The organism is Undibacterium sp. RTI2.2, assembly GCF_035018705.1.
Classification (GTDB): domain Bacteria; phylum Pseudomonadota; class Gammaproteobacteria; order Burkholderiales; family Burkholderiaceae_D; genus Undibacterium.
In genome coordinates this window covers 12,446-37,381 of the sequence record NZ_JASJXN010000021.1, presented here as the reverse complement: position 1 = coordinate 37,381, position 24,936 = coordinate 12,446, and the positions used below count along the sequence as shown (strand labels likewise).

The following is a 24,936-nucleotide window of genomic DNA, read 5'->3' as shown; positions in this document are numbered from 1 at the left end:
CTGTTGACTAAGTTAGCTAAAATAAATCAGCTAAATAAACGCTGTGCGCGAGTCGAGCCAGCAGCAATATCCGCTTCCGCCATAGCGGCATAAAACTCACTGACTTGACCTGCAATTTCATCTAGGGCAACTTTAGAAATTGCTTGATTACCGTCGTCGACTACCGTACCACCAAGACGCGTAGATAATGAACGGGCACAGGCAGCCATCGCACCAAAACCGTCGCGCGATGGTGCAACGCAAGGCACATCGAGTAATAAGGTAAGGCGAGCAGTAACCGTTTCGCTGACGCTGACATTGGTGGATAAGGTAAATAAATTGCCGCCATCGCCGTCTGGCATTACAAGGCGACCATCTGGACGTATATCAAACCCTTGTTTTTCTAGCGCAGCAAGTAAAGTACCAACAGCCCATGGCGCGCCGTTGGCCAATACATTGACACTCAATTGTGCGTCGTGCTCAGACACAAACTGATGTAGTTCGCGTGCATTGGACATGACCTGGTTCATATCAGGAATATCTGAATGTGCGTTCAGTCGGTCTGCAATTTCGCGCAGCTTCGTCACAAATTCTGAATACTCTAATTCATTGATAGGCCCGCTACGATTGACCATTTGCACGCCAGCAAATAAGGCGGTATAAATTCCACCATGAGCGATCACATCGCGCACACCATCATGACTTAATCCAATGAAATGTACCGGCTTTTTGCCAACATACTTGAGGCCTTGGATTTCACTCAATAATTTTTCGCCGCGCACTGGCGCATCAAACTCTAAAGGAATGATGCAATCGATCAATTCATCGACGGGCAATTCTTTTTCGGCGGCGCCAAATGATGAAGTAGCTGTGCGATCAGTGATAGCATTTTGCTGTCCAAAATCTGAATTTTCTTCTGCAAAATCAGTATCCAAACTAGGTTCATGGCGCGGCGAGTTGAATACATCTTCTTTGTATGTCTCTTCTTTAAAACGAGGTTCTGCCAATTTATCTGGATATTCCGGATAGGCATCCCGGTTCATCAGGACGTCATCGTGTCCTGCACCAAATGCCTGATCAACACTTTTCTTCGCTTTATATTCTTGCCATTTATTGTATGCAACGATGCCCACTAAAAAGGCACCACCGGCTCCGAGTAAAACAATTTGTAGATCTGTCATGCTGCTTGCGCCTCAGATGCGAAATGTGCGGCGGACTCCATATCCACCGCAACGATACGAGAAACTCCCTGCTCTTGCATGGTGACGCCTATCAGTTGCTGCGCCATTTCCATCGCAATTTTATTATGGGAGATGAACAAAAACTGTGTGTTAGCGGACATACGTTTCACCATGTTACAGAAACGTTCCGTGTTTGAATCATCAAGCGGTGCGTCAACCTCATCCAACAAGCAAAACGGTGCCGGATTTAACTGGAACATCGAGAATACTAATGCCGTTGCAGTCAGCGCTTTTTCACCACCGGACAATAAGTGAATTGTGGCGTTTTTCTTACCTGGTGGCTGTGCCATCACCTGCACACCCGAATCCAGAATTTCATCGCCAGTCATAATCAATTTCGCTTGTCCACCGCCAAATAAAATCGGGAATAATTCGGCAAAATGGAGATTCACTTTATTGAATGTATCTTGCAAAAGATCACGCGTTTCAATATCGATTTTATGAATAGCATCTTGCAAGGTCGTAATAGCTTCGTTCAAATCGGCATATTGCGCATCCAGGAAAGTTTTGCGCTCAGTCGCTTGCGCCAACTCATCTAACGCTGCCATATTCACGGCGCCCAATGCAGCGATCGCGTTTGTCAATCTGGTGACTTCACCTTGTAGATACGATGGTTTCATATCGTCATGCAATTTTTGTGAAAGAGCTTGTTCATCTACGTCAAAATTACGCAATTGTTCTGCGAATTGCTCTTGATTTAAACGCGCTGCCTGTTCTTTGAGTTGCAACTCCACGATTCTGTCGCGTTGTGGTTGCAGGCTGCGCTCTACCTGCATTTTGCTCTCTTCTACCTGACGTAATTTTTGCGTCAGTTGATCAAGCTCGTGACGCGCATCCGATAGCGCGCGCTCTTGGTCGCTCCGTTTTTCCAACAAAGACTGCAAACCAGCTTGGGCAGTCTGGTCATCCATTTCCTCTAACTCAAGATGACCTTGCTGCATATTTGCAAATAGCTGGGCAGATTGCTCTACGGCCGTGGCAATACTGCGACGCAACTCCTCCATTTTATTACGATGGGTTTTTTCTGAGAACGCACTTTCTTGTGCAGCTAATTCTAAATCACGTAAGCGGTGGCGAGCGTCCGTTAAATGCTGTTCTTTTTCGAGATAATTGGTCTGAGCTTGCTCATGATTTTCTTGCAGTTCGGCGAGATCAATATCTAGCATCTCAAACTTCTCTTCGGATTCAATTTTCGCTTGTTGCTGTTCGCTTTCTTGTGCCGCGATTTCTGTCAGGTCGCTCATGATTTGCGTACTACGCTGATTAAAACGCGCTTGCACTTCTGACAGCTTCATAAATTCGATTTGCAAGCTATGCACCGTCTGGGTCAGGCTAGTGACCCGCTGGCGCAACTCTTGCAAGCTTTGTGCCGCTTGCGTGTAAGCAGATTCCGCCCGCACCGTGCGCGTTTTGGATTCATCTGCCAGCATTTGTTGAGCACGAGATTGCTTGCTAATATTATCGATTTCTTGCTGACGCGCCAGCACACCATCTTGTTCAGAATCCGCTGCATAAAACCGTACGCTAGTCTTGCTAATGACATGGCCTTGCTTGGTGATAAAGCACGCACCTAATGGCAATTTATCCCGGTTTTGGAACGCACTGGCAACATCATCAGACGCATACACTTGATGTAACCAGTCCTGCAATAAGCCGCGTACGCCAGCATCATTTAGTTGAAGCAAAGATAGCAAAGGCTGCAAACCAGCAACTGACTCGGTTGTTGGCGTATTCACCTGCGGAGAATACAAAGCAAGCTTCGCTGGCGGAGCATCATTAAAGAATGCTTTAGCCCAATCAAGATTGGACATTTCCAACGCTGAGGTCCGCTCACGTAACACAGCCTCGAGCGCAGTTTCCCAACCTTGTTGAATGTGTAGTTTTTGCCAGAGCTTTGGCAAACCGCTGAGTTCATGCTTTTCCAACCAAGGTTGTACTTTGCCCTGACTCAAAACCTTCTCTTGCAACTGTTTCAGCGCTTGCAGCCTCGCATCTAATTGTGCTGAAGCGGCGGCATCTTGGTTGACTTGTTGTTGCGCCGCGCGACGTTCTTCCTCAATAATTGGCAAGCGCTCTTGTGCTTCTTCCAACTGCATGGACGACTCTTCTAGTACTTGTTTTTTCTCTTCCAATTGCAAGGACAGATTTTCCAGATGCACGTTATCTGGAATTGCCAAGCCTTGTTTTTCTTGCTGCAAACGTTCTTTACGGGTAGCCAGTGTGTTCAGAATATTCGAGGCATTGCGCTGATGTGCCGATTCCAGCTCGATCTGCTGTTGCAACTGCATGATCTTGGCACGCGACTCTGTGGTTTTGAGTTGCGCCTCACGCCAGACTTGTTCTAACGCTGGGATTTTATCGTTCTGCTGCTGGGCGATTTCTTGCGCCTGCTCAGAACGTTCACCGAGTTCTTCCACATGAATTTCGGCCTCAGCCAGATCATCTTGAAATTGTTGCCCCTGACGTTGCCATTGATCACGCTGTGCCGTCAAAGAATTGAGCTGGCTCTGTAAACGGCTGCGCGATTCAATGACAAACTTGATCTGCGCTTCCAGGCTACCAATCTCAGCATTGGTATGGTACAAGTGTCCTTGTGCCTGATGCATTTTGTCGCCAACCGCATAATGCGCCTGACGCATTTGCTCTAGCTCTAATTCAACATGGCGTAACTTGGCGGTTTGTTCTTCTAAATCTATCTGGGTTTTTTCTATTTCTGCGAAATAGCGAGTTTGCTCATTTGCCGCTTCATTTTTACGCAATAACCAGAGCAGTTTTTGCTTCTCTTCCTGGTCGCCTTGCAACTCATTGTATTTATTGGCGACAACTGCCTGGGCTTCGAGTTTTTCTAAATTAGCGTTTAACTCGCGCAGAATGTCCTCTACACGCACTAGATTTTCATGAGTGTCATGAATGCGATTCTCGGTTTCGCGACGCCGCTCTTTGTAGCGAGATACGCCAGCCGCTTCTTCTAAAAATATCCTTAACTCTTCAGGTCGCGCCTCAATAATCCGCGAGATCATGCCTTGGCCAATAATCGCGTAAGCGCGTGGCCCTAAGCCAGTACCCATAAAGATGTCTTGGATATCGCGGCGACGAACTGGCTGACCGTTAATGTAATAAGTTGATGTGCCGTCGCGCGTTAGCGTGCGTTTAACGGCGATCTCTGCATATTGACTCCACTGACCGGCTGCTTTACCCAGACTATTATCGAAAACCAATTCAACAGAAGAGCGACCAGCAGGTTTGCGGTGGGTAGATCCGTTAAAAATAACGTCTTGCATCGACTCACCACGGAGCTCGGAAGCTTTTGACTCCCCCAAAACCCAGCGTACGGCATCGATGATATTAGATTTACCACAGCCATTGGGACCGACCACGCCTACGAGCTGGCCTGGAACCTGAAAGTTGGTCGGATCGACAAAAGATTTGAATCCCGACAATTTAATGGAAGTTAAACGCACGTTATAAAATTTTACTGTCTTTAATGTTCAAATTCCGCCTGAAAACTCATATCCAATTTGCATTTACAAACAAAAATTGAATCGATTTTTTCCAGTCCCATGTTTTACACATTACTTTTTCAATCATCATAACATTTTGAAGGTGTGAAATTCCGTTTTTGATGATGCCCAACTAAGGCGTTCCCTATGCCGCAACGCAACGTGGAAGGCTATAATATGGCGTTATTCTTTAGTTTTTCTAGCAAAAGATGATGAAAACATCATTTTTAGATCGCAATTCCACCACTACTCGTGAATTTACAGTGAATCCTTTCCTGCAAAAACTTCAACCTTACCCTTTTGAAAAGCTAAAACTTCTGTTCGCGGATGTCAAACCAAATCCAGCCTACAAAGCAATCAGCTTAGGTATTGGTGAGCCTAAGCATCCGACACCAGCATTTATCCGTCAGGCCGTGACAGATCATTTAGACGGCCTAAGCGCATATCCGTCGACTGCGGGTTCGGATGCATTAAGAATGTCGATTGCAAATTGGCTGGCACGTCGTTATGCAATACCTGCTTTGGATGCTGCCACTCAGATTTTGCCGGTAAATGGTTCACGCGAGGCGCTTTTTGCTTTAGCGCAAACAGTCATCGATCCCAGCGATAACCAGTACGGCAAACCTATCGTTCTGTGCCCCAATCCGTTTTACCAAATTTATGAAGGCGCAGCATACTTGGCCGGTGCTGAACCTTATTTTGCCAACGCTGATCCTGAACGCAATTTCGCTCCCGACTATAAAAGTATTCCAGACGATATCTGGAAACGGGTGCAATTACTGTACATCTGCTCCCCCGGTAACCCGACTGGTGCCGTGTTGACACTAGCAGACTGGAAAGAATTATTCGATTTATCAGACAAATACGGTTTTGTGATTGCCGCAGACGAATGCTATTCCGAAATTTACTTTAAGCCAGAGGCACCGCTAGGCAGCTTACAAGCAGCGCATGCTTTAGGCAGAAATGACTACCGAGGCTTAATCACCTTATCCAGTTTATCTAAACGCTCTAATGTGCCTGGCATGCGCTCTGGATTTGTCGCTGGTGATGCAAGTATTATCAAAAACTTTCTGCTATACCGTACTTATCACGGCAGCGCGATGAGCCCTAGCATACAGTCGGCATCGATTCTGGCCTGGAATGATGAATTACACGTACAAGAAAATCGAGAGAAATACCGTCAAAAATTTGCGCAAGTCACACCACTTTTACAAGAAGTTCTGGACGTGAATTTGCCTGATGCTGCCTTCTATCTGTGGGCTAGGGTCGATAAGCTGTTATCCATTTCAGATACAGACTTCGCTAAGCGCTTATACCAAGAATATAATGTGACTGTGCTACCTGGCAGCTATTTAGCAAGGGATGCACATGGTAGCAATCCGGGACAAAACCGTATTCGCATGGCGCTGGTAGCCGAGGTCGAAGAATGTATGGAAGCAGCACAACGTATTGTCGCTTTCACCAAAAAACTTGCCGGTCTTTGATTTACTGAACTGATTAATCGAATTAACTACTAAAAGGACTTACGAAAAATTGTCCCAACAAGGCGTAGCGACGACGACAGTACTTTAAATACAGCTATGGGGCGATTTTGCATAAGTCCTAACTAAAATATCGGTTCTTATTTTGATCTTTTAATTGAATCAACGACCTACCTATTCACTCTCTTTTATAAAAACTGAAAAAATAATATGACTCAACAATTACAGCAAATCATTGACCAGGCTTGGGAAGATCGCGCCAGTTTTTCACCTAAATCGGCACCTGCAGAATTACGCGAAGCCGTTGCCCATGTTTTATCCCAGCTTGATGCTGGAACACTGAGGGTCGCTGACAAAATCAGCGTCGGTAACTGGCAAGTTAATCAATGGATTAAAAAAGCGGTCTTGCTGTCCTTCCGCCTGGAAGACAACATCGTGATGCCATCCGGCGATAACATGCAGTTCTACGACAAAGTACCGACTAAGTTTGCTGACTACACCGCAGAAGATTTTGCTAAAGGCGGTTTCCGCGTGGTACCACCTGCCGTTGCACGTCGCGGCAGTTTTATTGGTAAAAATGTTGTATTAATGCCGTCCTACGTCAACATCGGTGCGTATGTCGATGAGGGCGCGATGGTGGACACCTGGGCAACCGTCGGCTCCTGCGCGCAAATCGGTAAAAACGTACATTTATCAGGCGGCGTAGGAATTGGTGGCGTTTTAGAGCCAATGCAAGCTAATCCAACCATCATTGAAGACAATTGCTTTATCGGTGCCCGTTCTGAAGTCGTAGAAGGCGTCATCGTTGAAGAAAACTCCGTGATTTCCATGGGTGTTTATATTGGCCAATCAACCAAAATCTACGATCGCGCCACAGGTGAAGTCAGCTATGGTCGCATTCCTTCTGGTTCTGTTGTAGTCTCTGGAAACCTGCCCTCTGCAGATGGCAAATACAGCTTGTATTGTGCAGTGATCGTCAAACGTGTTGATGCGCAAACGCGCTCCAAAACTAGTATTAACGAGTTGCTGCGCGGCGTTTAATTTTTCGTTTAGATCCTTGTTTCGGTGTGCCTCTGTAAAAAGAAATACATCGACTTTTTAAGTTTTTACTCTTTTCCTTTTTGTATAGGGGCACACCATGGCAATGGATCGCTTATTCCAGTTGATGAAAGAAAAACATGCGTCAGACATGTTTCTCGCCATGAACTCGCCTATCCATCTCAAGATTAATGGCAATCTTCTGCCGATTAACCAGCAAAAGATGGATCAGGCGAATATTCTGTCGCTGCTTAATGAAGTGGTATCGCCAGAGCACATGGCACAACTGGAACGAGAGAATGAACTTAATATCGGTATCGGCGCGCCGGGTATCGGTCGTTTCCGCCTGTCTGCTTTCCGTCAGCGCGGCACAGTATCAGCGGTACTGCGTTTTGTACCGGGAAATATCCCTGCATTAAATACGCTGCACTTACCGCTGGTCTTGTCCGAACTGATTATGGAAAAGCGTGGTTTGATCCTGGTCGTGGGTGCCACCGGTTCGGGAAAATCCACCACCATTGCTTCTATGTTGGATCATCGTAATGAAATCAGAACTGGTCATATTCTGACCTTAGAAGATCCGATTGAATATCTGTTTAAAAGTAAAAAATCCATCGTCAATCAGCGCGAAATTGGCACTGACTCAGACAGTTTGAAAACCGCCTTAAAAAATTCTCTACGTCAGGCACCGGATTGTATTTTGATCGGTGAGATTCGTGATCTTGAAACCATGCTGGCAGCGATTGCTTATGCCCAATCAGGTCATCTGGTATTGGCGACGCTGCATGCCAATAATAGTTATCAGGCACTGAATCGTATTATCAGCTTCTTCCCGATGGAAAATCGAAACGCACTGTTATTAGATTTGTCTTCTTCAGTACGCGCCATTGTGTCGCAGCGCCTGATACGTGCTGTCGATGGAGGTCGTTGCCCGGCAGTAGAAATTATGCTCAATACGCGCTATGTAGCAGAGTTGATCGAGCAAGGCGATATTTTCCAGATTAAAGAAGCGATTGAGAAAAGTTTATCGCCAGGCTCCCAGACGTTTGAACGTGCGTTAATGCACCTGATTAAAGAAGGTCTGATCAGTCAGGAAGAAGGTTTGGCCAATGCCGATTCTGCTAATAACTTATTGTGGTTGCTCAATAACGAAGCCGGACCAAGTCCAACCGCGCCAGAGCCAGAACCAGAACAAAAAGAAGAAGCGTCTTTCACCGAATTTACACTGAACGTATAAACAAATTCATAGCCAAGTTTATACAAAGAAATAATAGAAAAATTAGAACATGCAATCACTCGTTTTATATGGCATCCCGAATTGCGATACCGTCAAAAAGGCACGCGCCTGGTTGCAGGAGTACGCTCTTAGTTACAATTTTACTTTCGATTTCCATGATTTTAAAAAACAGGGACTAGAGCGCGCAACTGTTGAAGGCTGGCTTCAGCACACCAGTCTTGACGTACTAATCAATCGCAAAGGCACAACCTGGCGCGCGCTCACAGATGAGCAAAAAGCCTCGGTCAGCGATATCGATGCAGCGATTGCACTGATGATTGCATCGCCCTCCATCATTAAACGTCCTGTGTTGCGAATACCATCCTCCAGCGCCAAAGTCACGCATATCGAAGTCGGATTTTCGGCCCAACAATACCAACCTCTTTTCAAATAATCGCCATGAGTAAAACACTTGCGCTGACAGAAAAACTGATCGCGCTCTCTTCTGTCACACCAGAAGACAAAGGCTGCCAGGATGAACTGATCTCTTTGCTGACACCTCTTGGTTTTCAGTGCGAGACAATACAGTCCGGTGATGTCACCAACCTTTGGGCGCGTAAAGGCACTGCACAACCCTTATTGGTATTCGCCGGTCATACCGACGTCGTACCAACCGGGCCAGTTGATCAATGGCAGTCGTTACCATTTACGCCTACCCACAGAGATGGCAAGTTATATGGCCGTGGCGCAGCGGATATGAAAACCTCGATTGCCGCATTTGTAGTCGCTTGCGAGGAATTTATTGAAGCCCATCCAGATCACAAAGGCTCCATCGCTTTCCTGATCACCAGCGACGAAGAAGGTCCGGCAACCGACGGTACCGTTGTCGTTTGTGAACAACTCAAAGCCCGTGGTGAGCAACTGGATTATTGCATCGTTGGCGAACCAACCTCAGTTGATCTGTTGGGTGACACCATTAAAAACGGCAGACGCGGCACGATGTCCGGCAAGCTCACTATTAAAGGGGTGCAAGGTCATATCGCCTATCCGCAACTGGCAAAAAATCCCATTCACCTGGTTGCCCCTGCGCTGGCAGAGATGGTGGCAGAGGTATGGGATGCAGGTAACGAGTATTACCTGCCAACTTCATGGCAAATGTCGAATATTCACTCCGGTACTGGTGCCTCCAACGTCATCCCTGGCACCGCCGTCATTGATTTCAATTTCCGTTTTTCTACCGCCAGTACAGCAGAAGGTTTGCAACAACGCGTGCATGCCATCCTCGACAAAAACGGTATGGACTACGATTTAAAATGGACGATCGGCGGTCATCCCTTCCTCACGCCAAAAGGTGAGTTAAGTGATGCACTCGGTGCCGCGATTCAATCTGAAACCGGCCTGACGACAGAATTGTCCACCACTGGCGGCACCTCCGACGGACGCTTTATCGCCAAAATTTGTCCGCAAGTGGTTGAGTTTGGTCCGCCCAATGCCAGTATCCACAAGATTGATGAACACATCGAAGTCCGCTTTATCGATCCACTCAAAAACATTTATCGCCGCACCTTAGAAAACCTGCTGACATGAGCAAACTACCCTCTACTTTATTTTTAACTTTGCGTGATTTGTTACGCTATGCGGTGACTCGCTTCAATACGGAAAAATTATTTTTCGGTCACGGCAGTGCTAACGCGCTAGATGAAGCCGCCTATCTGCTGCTGCATACGCTCAAATTACCGATTGATAAAATTGATCCGTTTCTGGATGCGCGTTTGCTACCAGAGGAGGTCGAAGCCTGTCTGACTGTAATTCATCGTCGCTCGACCGATCGCGTGCCGGCGTCTTACATCACCAATGAAGCTTGGCTAGGCACGTATAATTTTTACGTCGATGAGCGCGTCATCGTACCGCGTTCATTCATCGCAGAACTGATCCCTGAGCATTTTTCACCATGGGTGCAAGAGCCGGACACAATCACGCAAATTTTGGAACTTTGTACCGGCTCTGGCTGTTTGCCCATCATGCTGGCTGACGCCTTTCCGGATGCGCAAGTTGATGCCGTCGATATTTCTAAAGACGCGTTGGCAGTCGCCCAACGCAATGTAGATACTTACGAACTACAGGACCGCATTACCCTGATTGAGTCAGACCTATACACCAATGTGCCAGACAAAAAATACGACCTGATTATTACCAATCCGCCGTATGTTAATTCCGGCTCTATGAGTAAACTGCCACAAGAATATTTGCATGAGCCACAAATCGCCCTGGCTGGTGGTGAGGACGGTATGGATCTGGTGCGTAAAATCGTCGCAGGCGCAGGCAAACGTCTGACCAAAAACGGCATCCTGATGGTAGAAATCGGCAATGAACGAGCCTTTGCAGAGCAAGCATTTGCTGACCTCGATCTGACCTGGCTATCTACCAGCGCGGGTGACGACATGGTATTTCTCATCAACGCCAGTCAGCTAAATAATGAATAAGCATTGAATAAGTAGTGAATAAGCAGCTAATATCGCACTGCCAAAAATAAGATACTCACTATAAGTATCAACATTAAAATGAAGATCGTCCAGATAATACTTGGGCGATCAACACTTAGAATCACATACTCCCCGTTTTTTGAAATTTTAGAAATAAGTAAATAATGATACGTCTTCAACAAGTCATCCTGGCGCGCGGCACCAAACCTCTATTCGATAGCGTCGATGTCACGCTCAATCCCGGCGACAAGATAGGCTTGATCGGTTCTAATGGCGCGGGCAAATCCAGCCTGTTCGCCATGTTGCGCGGAGAGCTGCATCCAGATCAAGGCAGCATCGAATTTCCCGCCAAATGGCAACTCGCCCACGTCGCACAAGAAACACCCGCACTGGAACGCAGCGCCATTGATTATGCGATTGATGGTGACACCACCTTACGCAAACTAGAAGCACAATTAGCCGCGCTGGAAGCACAACCCGAGAGCGCAGAAAACGGCCTCGCCATTGGCGAAATGTACGGTGCACTGGCCGATGCTGATGCCTATACCGTGCGCTCACGCGGCGAACAATTATTGCTGGGTCTCGGTTTTACGCTGGCACAAATGGAACAATCCGTTGCCAGCTTCTCCGGTGGCTGGCGCATGCGTTTAAATCTGGCGCAAGCCCTGATGTGCAAATCCGATTTATTGTTGCTCGATGAACCCACCAACCATTTGGATCTGGACGCGATTATTTGGCTGGAAGAATGGCTAAAACGCTACGCAGGCACCCTGCTCATCATTTCGCATGACCGCGACTTTCTGGACGTCGTTGTCAACGTCGTCGTGCACATTGATGAGCGCAAACTCAAGCGCTATTCAGGCAACTATTCCGCGTTTGAACGGCAGCGCGCCGCCCAGTTAATCCTGGCACAAGGTACCTTAGAAAAACAAACCCGCAAACGCGATCACCTGCAATCTTTTATTGATCGTTTCGCCGCCAAGGCCAGTAAAGCCAAACAAGCGCAAAGCCGCATTAAAGCATTGGCTAAGATGGAAGAACTCGCGCCGCTGCGGGCTGCGGCTGAATTCAAATTCCAATTCCGCGAACCACTCAGCGCGCCAAATCCTATGTTGGTCATGGAAGACGTCAACTGCGGCTACCGGGTTGAATCAAAAACTGATCACAGTTTCACTGAAAAAACCATCGTCTCCGACGTCAAATTCTCGCTACAAATCGGCCAGCGAATCGGCTTATTAGGCGTCAACGGTGCAGGTAAGTCTACTCTGATCAAAACCATCGTCGGCGACATCGCGCCTTTGTGCGGCGATATGCAAACAGGCAAAGGCTTAGAGATCGGCTACTTCGCCCAGCATCAGGTAGAAATGTTACGCCACGACGAATCACCACTCTGGCATCTCGCCCACATCGCACCCAATGTACGCGAGCAAGAATTACGTAATTTCCTCGGTGGCTTCAATTTCCCCGGCAACATGGTCACCAGCCCCATCGCACCTTTCTCCGGTGGCGAAAAAGCCCGCCTCGCATTAGCCATGATCGTCTGGCAGCGCCCTAACCTGCTGCTGCTCGATGAACCAACCAACCATCTGGACTTGGAAACCCGCGAAGCACTGACCGAAGCGCTCGCCCAGTTTGAAGGTACGCTGATCGTCGTCTCACATGACCGCCACTTATTACGCGCCACTACCGACCAATTCATCATCGTCGCCGATGGAAAATTGTTACCGTTTGATGGCGATCTGGACGACTATAAAGACTGGCTATTCAAAAATAAATTAGCCAAAGAAGCCGCCCCAAGTTTGCCAGCCAAAACTAAAGAAAAGCAAGACAGTTTGCCACTGGCAAAACCGATCCCGGTAGAAGATCAGGTCGAAGATAAAGAAAAAAAACGCAGAGACGCAGAGCAAAGACAAAAGCTCGCCACACAACGCAAACCGATCGAATCAAAGATCAAACGCCTGGAAGAGCAAATGGCCAAGCTCAACGCCAAGAAACAAGATATCTCAGCCCAGCTTGAAGGTAGCGATATCTATAGCGATGCCAATAAAGAGAAACTAAAAGGTCTCTTACTAGATCAGGCGTATCTAGTAAAAGAGCTAGAACAAACCGAGGCGGACTGGCTGGAGCAGCAGGAATTTTTGGAGGCTGTGTCGTAAAGAAATTAGCTTCATTAAGTCAACCTGGTAGGTGCGATTAGCGCAACGTAATCGAACGCACATCATTGCTCACCTGACACCTCCATCAGTAAAAATATACAACAGCAATTAGACACGAATCAGGTATTCGTTGATGTGATTGGAGTATTCAACCCAGATTTTCCATTGGAACAGCGACAAGTGTGCCTTTGGCGGACTGACTGGCTAGACGCGACGACGACGCAAGCTGCATCTTGCTAGGAGGAGCAACAACGCCAGGCAGTTCGCCAAAGGTGCAATTGTCGCTGTAGCGTTCCCACTTATCCCTCTGAAGACCGCACGCCGTCTGCGTTTTTTGCGAAGTGGTAGCGGTCTAATGGAAAATCTGGGTTCAACATGCGTACGATTACGCTGCGCTAATCGTACCTACTTGGGATATTTTCTGCGCGAAATAGCAAGCTATCAGAACGTGATAACCGGCACAATAAAAAAACATCATTAACATACTCCCACCCAGTAAATTTAATTGTCCATATAATCAAATGGCAATAAGGCATATTTAGATAAAATAAGGGGGAGTATATTAAAATTACCCTATTTGACGCGATCATTTGACATTGCATTTTTGTACAGCACAACCTACCCCACTTTTAATCCAATTCCATGACAGTCATCATCCAACCCGCTCGCATTGCAGATGCTGACGCCGTTCTTGCATTTGAATTGCAGAACCGCGACTACTTTGAGCAATGGGTGCACAGTCGCACCGACGCCTATTATGATCTGGCACAGGTGCGGGCTACGTTGCATGCTGCAGAGGTTGAGCGCGAGCAGGATAAGTCGTTTCAATATCTGATCTGGGCGACGGATTCGGGCACTAATCAGCCGCAGTTAGTTGGCAGAATTAATCTCACCAATATTGTCAGAGCACATTACAACAAAGCGACACTCGGCTACCGTATGGCGCAATCGGCGACCGGTAAAGGTATCGCCAGTTGTGCCATCGATTTGTTATTGAAAGAAGCCTTCGGCCCACTCAAACTATGGCGTATTGAGGCGGTCGTCCGTCCAGCGAATATCGGCTCGGCAAAAGTGTTAGAGAAAAATGGGTTTAGCCAATTTGGCCGGTCAATTCGCAGCGTCAAATTGCACGGTGAATGGCAGGATTTACTGCACTTTGAACGACGCGCAGAATCATCATGAGTTGCCTGAACAGTTTTCGCACCTAAGTTTGTCGCTCCAAAGCAAATTTGAACTTACGGGTATAGTGATCTTTTTTCATGAGAGGAAAGATCATGCCTTTAGTCACCATTACTGTCCGCAAGCCAAAATCGAGTGAATTCAAATCCGGCGTTTTAGATTCCGTTCATGCTGCGCTGGTGGCATCTGGCGTGCCCGTGACTGACAAGTTCCATCGTGTATTGGAATTGGATGCGGATGATTTTCGCTTTGATAGCACGTACCCAGATCTGACATCTCCCCGCACTGATGATTTTGTCTTCATTGAAATTCTGTGGTCGGTCGGGCGCAGTGTGAAAATCAAGAAAAAATTACTCGACGATTTGATACAACGACTGACTGCGCTGGATCACAATCCGGAAAACGTGATGGTCTGTTTTAAAGAAACTACCTGGGAGAATTGGTCTTTTGGCGGTGGTCGTTTGATCCATACCTGATCTGATTTTTGGTTGAAGAAACAGGATTTACATTGCAGCGACAAGAAAATAGGTAGGGTGCGCCATGCGCACCGATAAACTTGAGCTGCTAGATTTAACGACCAACGGTGCGCATGGCGCACCCTACGTGTGTCGAGTTTCCAAATGCTGGTGGTAAATCCGGTGCTGGTGATTTGAGATAAATTGCATTGCCGTTTGCATCTGCCCTCACCCCAGCCTTCTCCCGCTCGCGGGAGAAGGAGTGATGTGTTTGGTTTGCTTACCAATGCGCGGATTGAATTTTATAAGTTCAATTTTGCGGATTTAAGTACGCTGATTTAAGCTCGCTGATTCAACTTTATTGAATCAGCCCCCGCTTCCATCAAGATTAATTCAACTTCTTCAACGCTTCTCTCACATACGCGGCATTGGGACTATTCGGCGATAGCTGCAAGAAGGTGTTGTAGGCGGCTTTTGCCTTTTCGTTGTCATTCAGCCTTGCTCTTGCATCGCCAAGATTGAGATAGGCGATGGCTCTCGAAGGATCGATTTGCAAAGTATTTTCAAACCAGCGTGCCGCCTCGGCAAACTTCTCTTGTTTAAAGTAAACGAAACCCAGGTTATTCGCAGCCAAACCAAAGTCAGGTCGGTACTTGAGCGCCTCTGTGAAGGCCGCCTCTGCCTGCGCGTATTGTTTTTCCCGATAAAGTTGCAAGCCCTGATCATTGGCACGTTGCGCTAGCTGCCGCGATGACGCGTCAACCGGTTTAGGCGCAGCGATTTTTTGCTCGCCGCCATTCAGATTTTTAATCACGATTGGTGCGTCTGTACCGACCTTGTTACGGGCGCCATCAATCTTGCTGTTGAGTGCGATCGCATCTGCGGATAACTGGTCTGTCTTGGCGTTTAAGAACTCGGATTCGCTCCGCACTTCAAATACAAATTCACCGCCCTCTGATCCTGGCAGGCTGCCAAATGCGGGAGTCTGTTGCGATACACTAGACACTGCAGGTGCGATGTAAGCTGCTAGCTCGGTCGCTGTGATCATGCCGTCACCATTAAGATCCGCTTTGCCAGAAAGGGCTTGTAGCAGCGTCCAGGTGAAGACCGAATGGCCGTTTGGCCCGCCATCAGCGACTAACTGATCCGCGCCACCGGCAGTCAGCATCTGACGACCCAGCCGCTTGGCATTCTCACGCAAGAAACTGCTGGTGCCGCCACCGCGGGTTAAGCCAAGGCCGCTGTAACAGGCGTCCATCACAAACAGGATGTGCTTGGCATTCAGGCTCTCGGCGATGTTCTGCAAATCCGTCATCGGGATCGCATCGACGGAGATTTGTTCAGGATCGGAATCAACAGGAATGATGTAGCCCAAATTGCGACCGGAACTCAGTTTGCGGGTAGCACCGTGGCCGGCAAAAAATACAAAAACACGGTCATCTTTTTTCAGTTGTCCATGACCTAGCTTGTCATGAAATACGCTCAGGATATTGTTTCTGGTGGCGTCGGCATTGGTCAGGGTAATGACTTTGTCGCTGGAAAATCCCAGACGGCCAATCAGCATGTCACGAATCGAATTCGCATCTTGTACCGCGTACTGCAACTTGGGCCACTTAGCATAATCATTGATTCCGATGACGACTGCCCAGCTATTTTGATAATCGGTCGTAATACTAATTTTTTCTACTGGCGCGGTAGTTTCTTTCCCTACCTTAAATTCGCTGCCATTCCATCCAGCAAAGTGATACCCATCGGCGATCAGTTTATCCAACACCAGCGGCAATGCCTTGACGGTACGCTCGTGAATATCATGGAATAAAATAATACCGCGTTGCTCTTTATCGACTGTCGCCAATACACGGTTCGCGATCGAATTGGGGACGGGGTCGGCCCAGTCCAAGGAATCAATATTCCACAACACTGAACGCAAACCAAGGCTGGACAAGATCTGCATGCCTTCCTTATTTTTGGCACCATACGGAAAGCGGAACAAGGACGAGCGCGCGGGATCAATCGCTTTTAATAACTGGTCGGTTTGTGCGATCTCGGCGTGCAAACTATCGCCATTTTCTTTCGAGAGCAAGGCATGGCTAAAGCTGTGATTTCCAATCGCATACCCGGATGCCAATAATTTTTTGCTGATATCCGCATTTTTATTCAGCTTCTCCTTACCTTGCGCATCAACGGTACCAACGTTGCGCCCGACCTGAAAAAATACCGCAGGCACATTGTATTGTTTGAGTATCGCTGCGATCTCGTCGGTATATGTCGCATGTGGACCATCGTCAAACGTCAAGACGATTGTTTTGGCAGGCAAACCAGTCCCAAAAATATCCTTGTCTTTGGCAGCGGCGGGATCAACCGGCTCCGGAATCTCAGGGTAAGGCAAGATCACGCCATAGTCTTTAAGGATCTGCTCACGCGGATAAAGTTTGCGCAGCTTGTTGAGGTAATCATCCCAACGCTCCCGTTTTAGCTCTATCGAGCGGGTTTCAAACCGGGAGAAAATATCTTTTAATTCTTTATCGTATTCTCTTTCTATCTCGTCTAAGGCAGCCAAATCGTCACCGACGCGTTTATGTAATTTGATCGCGGGCAAAGTCTGTTCAGTCGCAATCGCTTTTTGCAGCTTGAGTAAGACTTCGCGGAAAGCGAGGCGATCGGCATCGAACAAACCTTCACCAGACTCGATAAAGTTCAGTATCGTGTCATACGCGGCTTCGCGCTCTGGCGCTTTGAGTTTTTTTAATGAATCTAGATAATCATCGACCGCAACCAGTCGCCCCAGATTTTCATGAAACAAGGCTTGACCAATCCGGTTGGCAGCAGTTTTCTCTTTGGCATTGAGTGATTTTTCATCGCCGAGCAGTACGATCACTTTTCTGTACGCTGCCAGAATATCGCCTAACTCTTTCGGCAACTTGTTTTGCGATGGAGCGATATCAACTAGATCAGCCTTCCCCTGCTCTGGCTTTGTTGCCTTGCTGGTAGAAAAAATATAAGCACCTGATGCGACCAGCGCCGCAACAACGAAGGCGGCAATGGCGAGAATAATTTTGCGAGATTGGCTCATGAAGTAATTACGTGTGTCGGCAAAGTTGGATTGAGTTGCTAAGGCTGTAAGGCTGTAAGGCCGAAAAGCAAAACAAGAATGGTGTAGTTGCAATCAAGCCATATCTTAAGTCAGATCATGATATTTTTGACAAAAATTTGCTTCAATCAATGTGGGCAAGACATCGTGAATAGATTAGAAACAAGTCAATTGATTTGCTGTCTCAGGCATCAGTTCAGCCAAGTTTTAGATATCATTGCCATAGACTAGTATTAAATACTCCCAGCTAGTATAATTTATTGTCCATATAATCATTGGACAATGAGGCATATTTCATAAAAATGATAGGGAGTATATTAAATACTCTTCTTATTCGTGGTATTAAGTGAAAGATGTTTCCGTCACAAAGTATGAGAACCACTCAGTGATTTTTTTCACTCCTGAATTACAACAAAAACCGCATGACTCTTTTCAAAGTCATGCGGTGCTTTTGTGATCTACTGCAATCAGATCGAGCTTAGGTGATCAAATAATGATCGCTTCTTTTTTCTCAGACTTATTCAATAAATCCTTCGCTGCCAAGGCCAGAAATGCATCCACTGCCGACGCACTTGCGCCACCGGTTTGTATGCTGGGCACCATGGCGATGTGACCTTTTTCAATCGCCTCAGCAAAGCGCAGTAAGACGGTTTGCTGGAATTGCAGTTCTGGACCGCCGTAGGCTTCTACATTCAAGCGAGTTGCTTTTGCTTGTGCCTCACCGACTTGTTGTAGCTGATACGCTTCGGCATTGGCCAGAGTCCGTTTGGCATCCGCTGCACCAGACGCCGTTTGACGTGCTTCTTCAGCTGCTTTGATCGCTTTCTGCACTGCTGCACTACCTTGGTTTTCGGCGATTTTGACGGCTAATTCTGATTCGGTAATGGCCGTTTGTTGTTTCGCTTTGGCCTCTGCCTCGCGCAGAATACGTTCTTGTACTGCCGCAGTTTCTTTGGTTTTATAGGTTTCTAATTGCTCTCTGGAGACTTGACGTTCACGCAGTTGTTTTAGGATGACTTCAATTTGCGTGTCCCCTGTTTTGGCGCGTGGAGTGCCAATCAAGACTTCATTTAAAGTCAGGTTATAGCCTTCAAAGTTTTTGCGCATTTCTGCTTTAGCGCGCTCTTGGATATCGGAACGCTCTTGCAATAATTCGATCAGCGTTTTGCCTTGCCCAATATTTTTGAAATAAGCAGCAACCATCGGGTCCAGCGTTTGCTCAACCAATTTTTGGATATCGCCGAAGCGCTGAATCACGAGCGGTGCCATTTTGTAGTCGATATTGACGACTACAGATAATGGCAAATCAGGCTCAAACGCATCTTTGGTAATTAAGGACACTTCGCTCAAATGCTTATCTAACTCATGCGAACCAACAGCCCCTGATTGCCATTTCAAAATGAAATTCGTCGTTGGGACATCGATGACCCGTTTAGCATAGGGATTGAGTGCGTATTTTCCAGGCAATAGCGGCGCAGCTTGTACACCTTTTTCATCACTGCCCACCAGTTCACCATGACGATACGCCTCACCTGTCACATCATTACCGGCTTTGCCAGTGTAAGAGACAACCACACCGACATAGCCCACTGCGACCACGCGTTTCTCTACGATTTCATAACTGGCGAAACGTGCATTCAGATAATAAGTACCTTCCACCAAGACTTGTAATTGACGACCTTTATAACCACCAGCATCAATAAAAACTTCAGGATTTTGATAATCATGGTGATAGCTGGCAGCGTGATGGGGATCGGCACCAACCACGGGTGCAACGATGGTGCCCTCTGGCAGAGATTGGCCTTCATGCGTAGTAATGACAGCCAGTTTATCGTCACGGATCACCAGAGGCTGAAAGCCGCTACGCTTTCTTAGTTCATTTAACATTTCTGCCAATTGACCAACGACCTGACCTTCGCTATTGATATTGGTGTCGCCTGGCAGAGGCAAGGCGTAGACTTTTTCAGAACTCAAGACGACGAATTGAGCAAGGTTGATCGCATAAGTACCTTCGCGCAGAATTTTTCTTTGCAAGCCCTTTTGACCTGCGCTGGTCAAAAATCCACGCACATCCGTAAAGTCATTTGCCGTTTTATTGCAGGCTAGATTTTGTGTCGGCGCCATCGCTTGTCCGTCGCGGGCAAATACATAGGCCAGCGTGCCCTGCTGTATCGTTACCAGATCATGCCGATGAATCGCATATTGGAATGGGAAGAATAAATGGAAGCCACCACGTAAGACTTCGGGCTGAAAACCAGCCTCACCGCTTAAGGCGATAAATCCATGTTCTAAGGAACCTGACAGTGACCATTTCTTTTCTACGATACCGATTTTTTCGTTGGAGATATACACCAGCATATTGCTGGCGTACACCAAAATAATGAGGGCAAGTACGGAGACTGCCAAAATAATTTCAAGCATGATGAATCCTTTTTTTATGAATCCCGATTTTCTGGAAATGCAGCGGCCTGACTAGCACTGGATAAGCGCTAGCTGAACTACTGTTTGCTTTTTTTGTGGAAAAATAGGGAGCCTGTCACGCTCCATAAGAAGATTAAGAAGGTCGTCGCGGCACTTCTGTTGCGATGACTTTTTGGGACTTGACGACTTGCATTGCGGTGGCGATCAGGCCGCTCATATCACCCAAATTGGCTGGGATAATGATGGAATTATTGGTCTTAGCTAAATTGGCAAAGGCCGCTACATATTGCTCTGCAACTTTAAGATTAGCGGCATCAGAGCCACCTGGTAATTGCATCGCAGCGGCAGTTTTACGAATCGCTTCTGCACTCGCTTCTGCAATAGAGAGGATAGCGGCTGCCTGACCTTGCGCACGGTTAATCGATGCTTGCATTTCACCTTCTGATTTGGCGATGGAGGCTTCTCTCTCACCGGTTGCAATATTGATTTGCTCTTGCTTACGACCTTCCGACGCGGCGATCAGGGCACGTTTTTCACGCTCGGCAGTAATCTGCGCCTGCATCGCATGCAGAATCTCTTTGGGTGGTGTGAGGTCTTTGATTTCGTAACGCAAGACTTTGACACCCCAATTGGCGGCGGACTCATCAATCGCATTCACGATCGTTGTATTGATGTGGTCGCGCTCTTCAAATGTTTTGTCCAGTTCCATCTTACCGATGACAGAACGTAAGGTGGTTTGTGCCAGTTGCGTAATCGCAGCGATGTAATTGGAAGACCCATACGATGCGCGCATCGCATCCGTAATTTGAAAATACAAAATACCGTCCACTTGCAACTGTGTGTTGTCGCGCGTGATACAGACTTGCGGTGGCACATCCAACGGGATTTCTTTCAAAATATGTTTGTAGGCTATGCGATCAACAAAAGGAACAACAATGTTTAAACCTGGCCCCAGAGTTGCATGATATTTACCCAAACGCTCGACTACCCAAGCATGCTGTTGCGGCACGACATTAATGGTTTTGATGACAAAGACCATTGCCAGAACAAACAGAATTAAAGCTACACCACTAAAACTACCCATATACACTCCATAAAATTCACATCGGTTACAGACAAATTAAGATGACTCAATATAGTGACTAATTACAGCAACTAAGTATTGCTACTAAGCACCGCTAACAAGTGCGGCTACTAAGTCATTACGACTAAATATTTGCGACGGCATTGCCGTGTTTTACGACGGTTTTACAATTAAACGACTTCCTTGTATTTCATCAATCACATATACGCCAGGATACCCAGCGGAGTGCTGCAACTCTACATCCCACATTGCACCGCGATACATGGTGCGTGCATTAAATTTACCGTTGCCAGCATCCTTCCATTCATCGACTTGTATGCGCTGACCAATATCCATATTCACATTCGGATCACGTGCCGCATCCACGTTTTTTGTAAAACCATACTTACTTTTGTGCAGCGTAACCGTAGCAACCGCACCCACCAAAGCGGCAATAATCAATTGTGTGGAGACACCAAAATTGAAGAAAGCAACCAAGGCACCAGCCACAATGCCGATAGAAATCATTAACAAATAAAAAGTGCCGGTAAACAATTCTAGTATCACCACCAAACCCGCCAACACCAGCCACATCATCCATGCGTTCATAGTCGTTTTTTCTCCTTATCTTTTTTCATCACTATTCAGGTTCAATATCGCCAACATCGGTGAATCGTCGTATTCTGCGCGATTTGTTTCAAACGGTCATCGGTAATCGCGTTGAGAATTTACTCACCAAATTCTGTAAAAAAAAGCCCTCGCTACCTTTTGGCAGCGAGGGCTATTTTTATGAATTTTGTTGGAGTATTGATTTTATTTTTATTACTGTTAAGGCATCGGTAGTCTAGTCTAAATTCCGTAAACTACAACCACTAAAATCAGTCTTGTTGCGGCGCACCAACAAAAAAGCGTGAGCCTGTTTTTGATACAGGCTCACGCTTTATTTTGCTACTGACGACTGAAATTGGTGAGTTTTTTATTTGCTCACAGCCGCCAGTTTTTGCCAGGTATCAATGACAGAATCAGGATTGAGTGAAATCGACTCTATACCTTCCTTCATCAACCATTCTGCAAAGTCAGGATGATCGGATGGACCCTGACCACAAATACCAACGTACTTATTCAATTTGATGCAGGCAGCAATAGCGCGTGACAGCAAAGCACGCACAGCAGGATCACGCTCATCAAAATCAGCCGCCAGTAACTCCATACCAGAATCACGATCTAAGCCCAGCGTAAGCTGAGTCAGATCGTTGGAACCAATCGAGAAGCCATCAAAGAATTGCAAGAATTCTTCTGCCAAAATCGCATTAGATGGGACCTCGCACATCATGATAATGCGCAAGCCGTTTTCACCGCGCTTGAGGCCGTTTTTGGCGAGCAAATTAATGACTTTTTCGGCCTGTCCTAAAGTACGGACGAAAGGCACCATAATCTCGACATTAGTCAGTCCCATGTCGTTACGGACACGTTTCATTGCCAGGCATTCCATCTCAAACGACTCAGCAAAGTCACCTGCCAGATAACGCGCTGCACCGCGGAAGCCTAACATCGGATTTTCTTCATCCGGCTCGTAACGTGATCCGCCGATCAACTTTTTATATTCGTTCGATTTAAAATCAGACAAACGCACGATGACTTTTTTTGGCCAGAACGCAGCGGCAATGGTAGCGATACCTTCGGCTAATTTATCGACATAAAACGCTCTTGGAGAAGCGTGACCACGAGCAACCGACTCGACTGCTTTTTTCAGATCTGCATCAATATTCGGATATTCCAAAATCGCTTTTGGATGAACACCGATATTGTTGTTGATGATGAACTCTAAACGCGCCAGACCCACACCTTCGTTTGGTACGGATTGGAAATCAAATGCCAATTGCGGATTGCCCACATTGAGCATAATTTTGAGTGGGAGCTTAGGCAATTCGCCACGCATTTCTTCCGTGATTTCTGTCTCTAGCAAACCGTCGTAGATTTTGCCTTCGTCACCTTCGGCACAAGATACGGTGACCAGCGTGCCGTCTTTCAGCAGTTCTGTCGCGTCACCACAACCAACCACCGCGGGTACGCCCAGCTCACGCGCAATAATCGCTGCGTGGCAAGTACGGCCACCGCGATTAGTCACGATGGCTGCAGCACGCTTCATGACGGGTTCCCAGTTAGGATCGGTCATGTCGGCAACTAATACGTCACCTGGTTGTACACGTTCCATTTCGGATGGATCATGGATCACACGGACGCGACCTGCGCCGATTTTCTGCCCAATGGCACGGCCAGATGTAATAACTGTGCCGGTACCTTTGAGCTTAAAGCGTTGCTGCGCATCGGTTGATTTTTGTTGTGATTTAACGGTTTCTGGACGTGCCTGCAAAATGTAGAGTTTGCCGTCACGACCATCTTTGCCCCACTCGATATCCATAGGACGACCGTAGTGTTTTTCGATGATGACAGCGTACTTGGCCAGCTCAACCACTTCAGTATCGTTGAGCGAATAGCGATTGCGCAGCTCGATAGGGACATCGACTGTTTTAACAGAGCGACCTGCTTTGGCTTCGCCAGTAAATTCCATTTTGATCAGCTTGGAGCCGATATTGCGGCGGATCACTGGCAATTTACCCAGCTCCAGCATCGGCTTATGGACATAAAATTCATCAGGATTGACAGCGCCCTGCACTACTGTTTCACCCAGACCGTAGCTGGATGTGATGAAAACCACGTCCTTAAAACCGGACTCGGTATCAATCGTGAACATCACACCAGCCGCGCCCAGATCAGAACGTACCATGCGCTGCACACCCGCTGACAAGGCAACTTCAGCATGCGTAAAGCCTTTGTGTACACGGTAGGAAATGGCACGGTCGTTATACAGCGATGCAAAAACATGCTTCATCGCTTCTAACACGTTGTCGATGCCGACCACGTTGAGGAAAGTCTCTTGCTGACCTGCAAATGAGGCATCTGGTAAATCTTCTGCCGTGGCTGAGGAGCGCACAGCAAATGACATTTCCGCCGCCGAGTCTGCAACCAAGCGGTTATAAAACTCTTCAATCTCTTTTTGCAAACGTGGCTGAAACGGCGTATCAATAATCCATTGACGGATTTCGGCACCCGCTCTTGCCAGTTCTTTGACGTCTTCAATATCTAAACTGACGAGGCGATCAGCGATACGCTGCGCCAATGGTGCGCCGCCGTTTTCGCTATACGATAAAAAATCACGGAAAGCCTGTGCTGTAGTGGCAAAACCACCCGGAACACGGACACCTGCCGTTGCCAGCTGGCTAATCATTTCGCCTAAAGATGCATTTTTCCCGCCGACGGATTCAACATCCGTCATTCGTAAATGCTCAAACGAGGCGACATAAGTTGCCTCGGTAATTGCTGCGTTGGACATAACAACCTCTTTTTGATGGTAAGAAATCTGTACTAGTCATGGGACATGCTAATCGATACGAGTCTTTACTGCTCTGAATGCTCTTACTTAGTGCAAACTACTTCGTCCATCGCTATTTTTTTGTTATTCTTAGTATCAATGCGCGAAGACAAAGAGGAGCTGAAAGAAAAGTACTTATTGCGTGCAACTTGCTGGCTGCCATTTTACATGGAGTGCCAGCTAATTTGCCCACGTAAAGT

The 24,936-nt window shown here is 47.1% G+C and carries 16 protein-coding genes; 9 read left to right on the top strand and 7 right to left on the bottom strand.

The features are described from left to right. Positions 1–26: 26 nt before the first annotated feature. On the bottom strand, positions 27–1,160 hold the full coding sequence (locus QN395_RS12930) for a cell division protein ZipA C-terminal FtsZ-binding domain-containing protein (protein ID WP_322119286.1): 1,134 nt from the start codon (positions 1,158–1,160) through the stop codon (positions 27–29). Continuing rightward, entirely contained in the window at positions 1,157–4,681 is a 3,525-nt protein-coding gene (gene smc / locus QN395_RS12925) for a chromosome segregation protein SMC (RefSeq protein ID WP_322119287.1), read from the bottom strand. The genes QN395_RS12930 and smc overlap by 4 nt, the downstream gene beginning before the upstream one ends. 302 nt (positions 4,682–4,983) lie before the next feature. Here smc and dapC point away from each other — a divergent pair, with 302 nt between their 5' ends. The 9 genes from dapC to QN395_RS12880 all read left to right on the top strand — a co-directional run bounded on the left by dapC (position 4,984) and on the right by QN395_RS12880 (position 14,749). Beyond that, positions 4,984–6,204: a succinyldiaminopimelate transaminase gene (gene dapC / locus QN395_RS12920; RefSeq protein WP_322121592.1), complete on the top strand. Its 1,221-nt coding sequence runs from the start codon at positions 4,984–4,986 to the stop codon at positions 6,202–6,204. Positions 6,205–6,411: 207 nt separating this feature from the next. Continuing rightward, complete coding sequence (gene dapD, locus QN395_RS12915; protein ID WP_322119288.1) at positions 6,412–7,242, top strand: 2,3,4,5-tetrahydropyridine-2,6-dicarboxylate N-succinyltransferase; 831 nt, start codon at positions 6,412–6,414, stop codon at positions 7,240–7,242. A gap of 97 nt (positions 7,243–7,339) precedes the next feature. After that, positions 7,340–8,476, top strand: coding sequence for a PilT/PilU family type 4a pilus ATPase (locus tag QN395_RS12910; RefSeq protein ID WP_322119289.1), 1,137 nt, complete (start codon positions 7,340–7,342; stop codon positions 8,474–8,476). A 49-nt stretch (positions 8,477–8,525) separates the two neighbouring features. Beyond that, positions 8,526–8,909, top strand: coding sequence for an arsenate reductase (locus QN395_RS12905; RefSeq protein WP_322119290.1), 384 nt, complete (start codon positions 8,526–8,528; stop codon positions 8,907–8,909). A gap of 5 nt (positions 8,910–8,914) precedes the next feature. After that, entirely contained in the window at positions 8,915–10,042 is a 1,128-nt protein-coding gene (dapE, locus tag QN395_RS12900; protein WP_322119291.1) for a succinyl-diaminopimelate desuccinylase, read from the top strand. Continuing rightward, entirely contained in the window at positions 10,039–10,938 is a 900-nt protein-coding gene (gene prmB, locus QN395_RS12895; RefSeq protein ID WP_322119292.1) for a 50S ribosomal protein L3 N(5)-glutamine methyltransferase, read from the top strand. The genes dapE and prmB overlap by 4 nt, the downstream gene beginning before the upstream one ends. Before the next feature lie 164 nt (positions 10,939–11,102). Next, positions 11,103–13,094 carry an ATP-binding cassette domain-containing protein gene (locus QN395_RS12890; RefSeq protein WP_322119293.1) on the top strand — a complete coding sequence of 664 codons (1,992 nt, stop codon included), beginning with the start codon at positions 11,103–11,105 and terminating at the stop codon, positions 13,092–13,094. A gap of 642 nt (positions 13,095–13,736) precedes the next feature. Next, complete coding sequence (locus QN395_RS12885) at positions 13,737–14,276, top strand: GNAT family protein (protein WP_322119294.1); 540 nt, start codon at positions 13,737–13,739, stop codon at positions 14,274–14,276. Between the two features lie 92 nt (positions 14,277–14,368). Continuing rightward, positions 14,369–14,749 carry a tautomerase family protein gene (locus QN395_RS12880; RefSeq protein ID WP_322119295.1) on the top strand — a complete coding sequence of 127 codons (381 nt, stop codon included), beginning with the start codon at positions 14,369–14,371 and terminating at the stop codon, positions 14,747–14,749. A 367-nt stretch (positions 14,750–15,116) separates the two neighbouring features. Here the strand turns inward: QN395_RS12880 and QN395_RS12875 are convergent, their stop codons facing one another. From QN395_RS12875 to ppsA, 5 genes are all read right to left on the bottom strand, one after another. Next, positions 15,117–17,801 carry a polysaccharide deacetylase family protein gene (locus tag QN395_RS12875; RefSeq protein ID WP_322119296.1) on the bottom strand — a complete coding sequence of 895 codons (2,685 nt, stop codon included), beginning with the start codon at positions 17,799–17,801 and terminating at the stop codon, positions 15,117–15,119. 504 nt (positions 17,802–18,305) lie between these two features. Further along, the gene (locus QN395_RS12870) at positions 18,306–20,240 is read right to left on the bottom strand and encodes an SPFH domain-containing protein (RefSeq protein ID WP_322119297.1); all 1,935 of its coding nucleotides are present in this window, start codon (positions 20,238–20,240) and stop codon (positions 18,306–18,308) included. Positions 20,241–20,373: 133 nt separating this feature from the next. Next, positions 20,374–21,324: a stomatin-like protein gene (locus QN395_RS12865; protein ID WP_322119298.1), complete on the bottom strand. Its 951-nt coding sequence runs from the start codon at positions 21,322–21,324 to the stop codon at positions 20,374–20,376. 153 nt (positions 21,325–21,477) lie between these two features. Next, positions 21,478–21,912 carry an NfeD family protein gene (locus QN395_RS12860; RefSeq protein WP_322119299.1) on the bottom strand — a complete coding sequence of 145 codons (435 nt, stop codon included), beginning with the start codon at positions 21,910–21,912 and terminating at the stop codon, positions 21,478–21,480. A gap of 367 nt (positions 21,913–22,279) precedes the next feature. Next, on the bottom strand, positions 22,280–24,697 hold the full coding sequence (ppsA, locus tag QN395_RS12855; RefSeq protein ID WP_322119300.1) for a phosphoenolpyruvate synthase: 2,418 nt from the start codon (positions 24,695–24,697) through the stop codon (positions 22,280–22,282). Positions 24,698–24,936 lie beyond the last annotated feature (239 nt).

Excerpts from the sequence above, each read along its gene's own strand:
- QN395_RS12930 (WP_322119286.1), bottom strand. The coding sequence starts at position 1,160 with ATGACAGATCTACAAATTGTTTTACTCGGAGCCGGTGGTGCCTTTTTA.
- dapD (WP_322119288.1), top strand. The coding sequence starts at position 6,412 with ATGACTCAACAATTACAGCAAATCATTGACCAGGCTTGGGAAGATCGC.
- QN395_RS12910 (WP_322119289.1), top strand. The coding sequence starts at position 7,340 with ATGGCAATGGATCGCTTATTCCAGTTGATGAAAGAAAAACATGCGTCA.
- QN395_RS12905 (WP_322119290.1), top strand. The coding sequence starts at position 8,526 with ATGCAATCACTCGTTTTATATGGCATCCCGAATTGCGATACCGTCAAA.
- dapE (WP_322119291.1), top strand. The coding sequence starts at position 8,915 with ATGAGTAAAACACTTGCGCTGACAGAAAAACTGATCGCGCTCTCTTCT.
- prmB (WP_322119292.1), top strand. The coding sequence starts at position 10,039 with ATGAGCAAACTACCCTCTACTTTATTTTTAACTTTGCGTGATTTGTTA.
- QN395_RS12890 (WP_322119293.1), top strand. The coding sequence starts at position 11,103 with ATGATACGTCTTCAACAAGTCATCCTGGCGCGCGGCACCAAACCTCTA.
- QN395_RS12885 (WP_322119294.1), top strand. The coding sequence starts at position 13,737 with ATGACAGTCATCATCCAACCCGCTCGCATTGCAGATGCTGACGCCGTT.
- QN395_RS12880 (WP_322119295.1), top strand. The coding sequence starts at position 14,369 with ATGCCTTTAGTCACCATTACTGTCCGCAAGCCAAAATCGAGTGAATTC.
- QN395_RS12875 (WP_322119296.1), bottom strand. The coding sequence starts at position 17,801 with ATGAGCCAATCTCGCAAAATTATTCTCGCCATTGCCGCCTTCGTTGTT.
- QN395_RS12870 (WP_322119297.1), bottom strand. The coding sequence starts at position 20,240 with ATGCTTGAAATTATTTTGGCAGTCTCCGTACTTGCCCTCATTATTTTG.
- QN395_RS12865 (WP_322119298.1), bottom strand. The coding sequence starts at position 21,324 with ATGGGTAGTTTTAGTGGTGTAGCTTTAATTCTGTTTGTTCTGGCAATG.
- QN395_RS12860 (WP_322119299.1), bottom strand. The coding sequence starts at position 21,912 with ATGAACGCATGGATGATGTGGCTGGTGTTGGCGGGTTTGGTGGTGATA.
- ppsA (WP_322119300.1), bottom strand. The coding sequence starts at position 24,697 with ATGTCCAACGCAGCAATTACCGAGGCAACTTATGTCGCCTCGTTTGAG.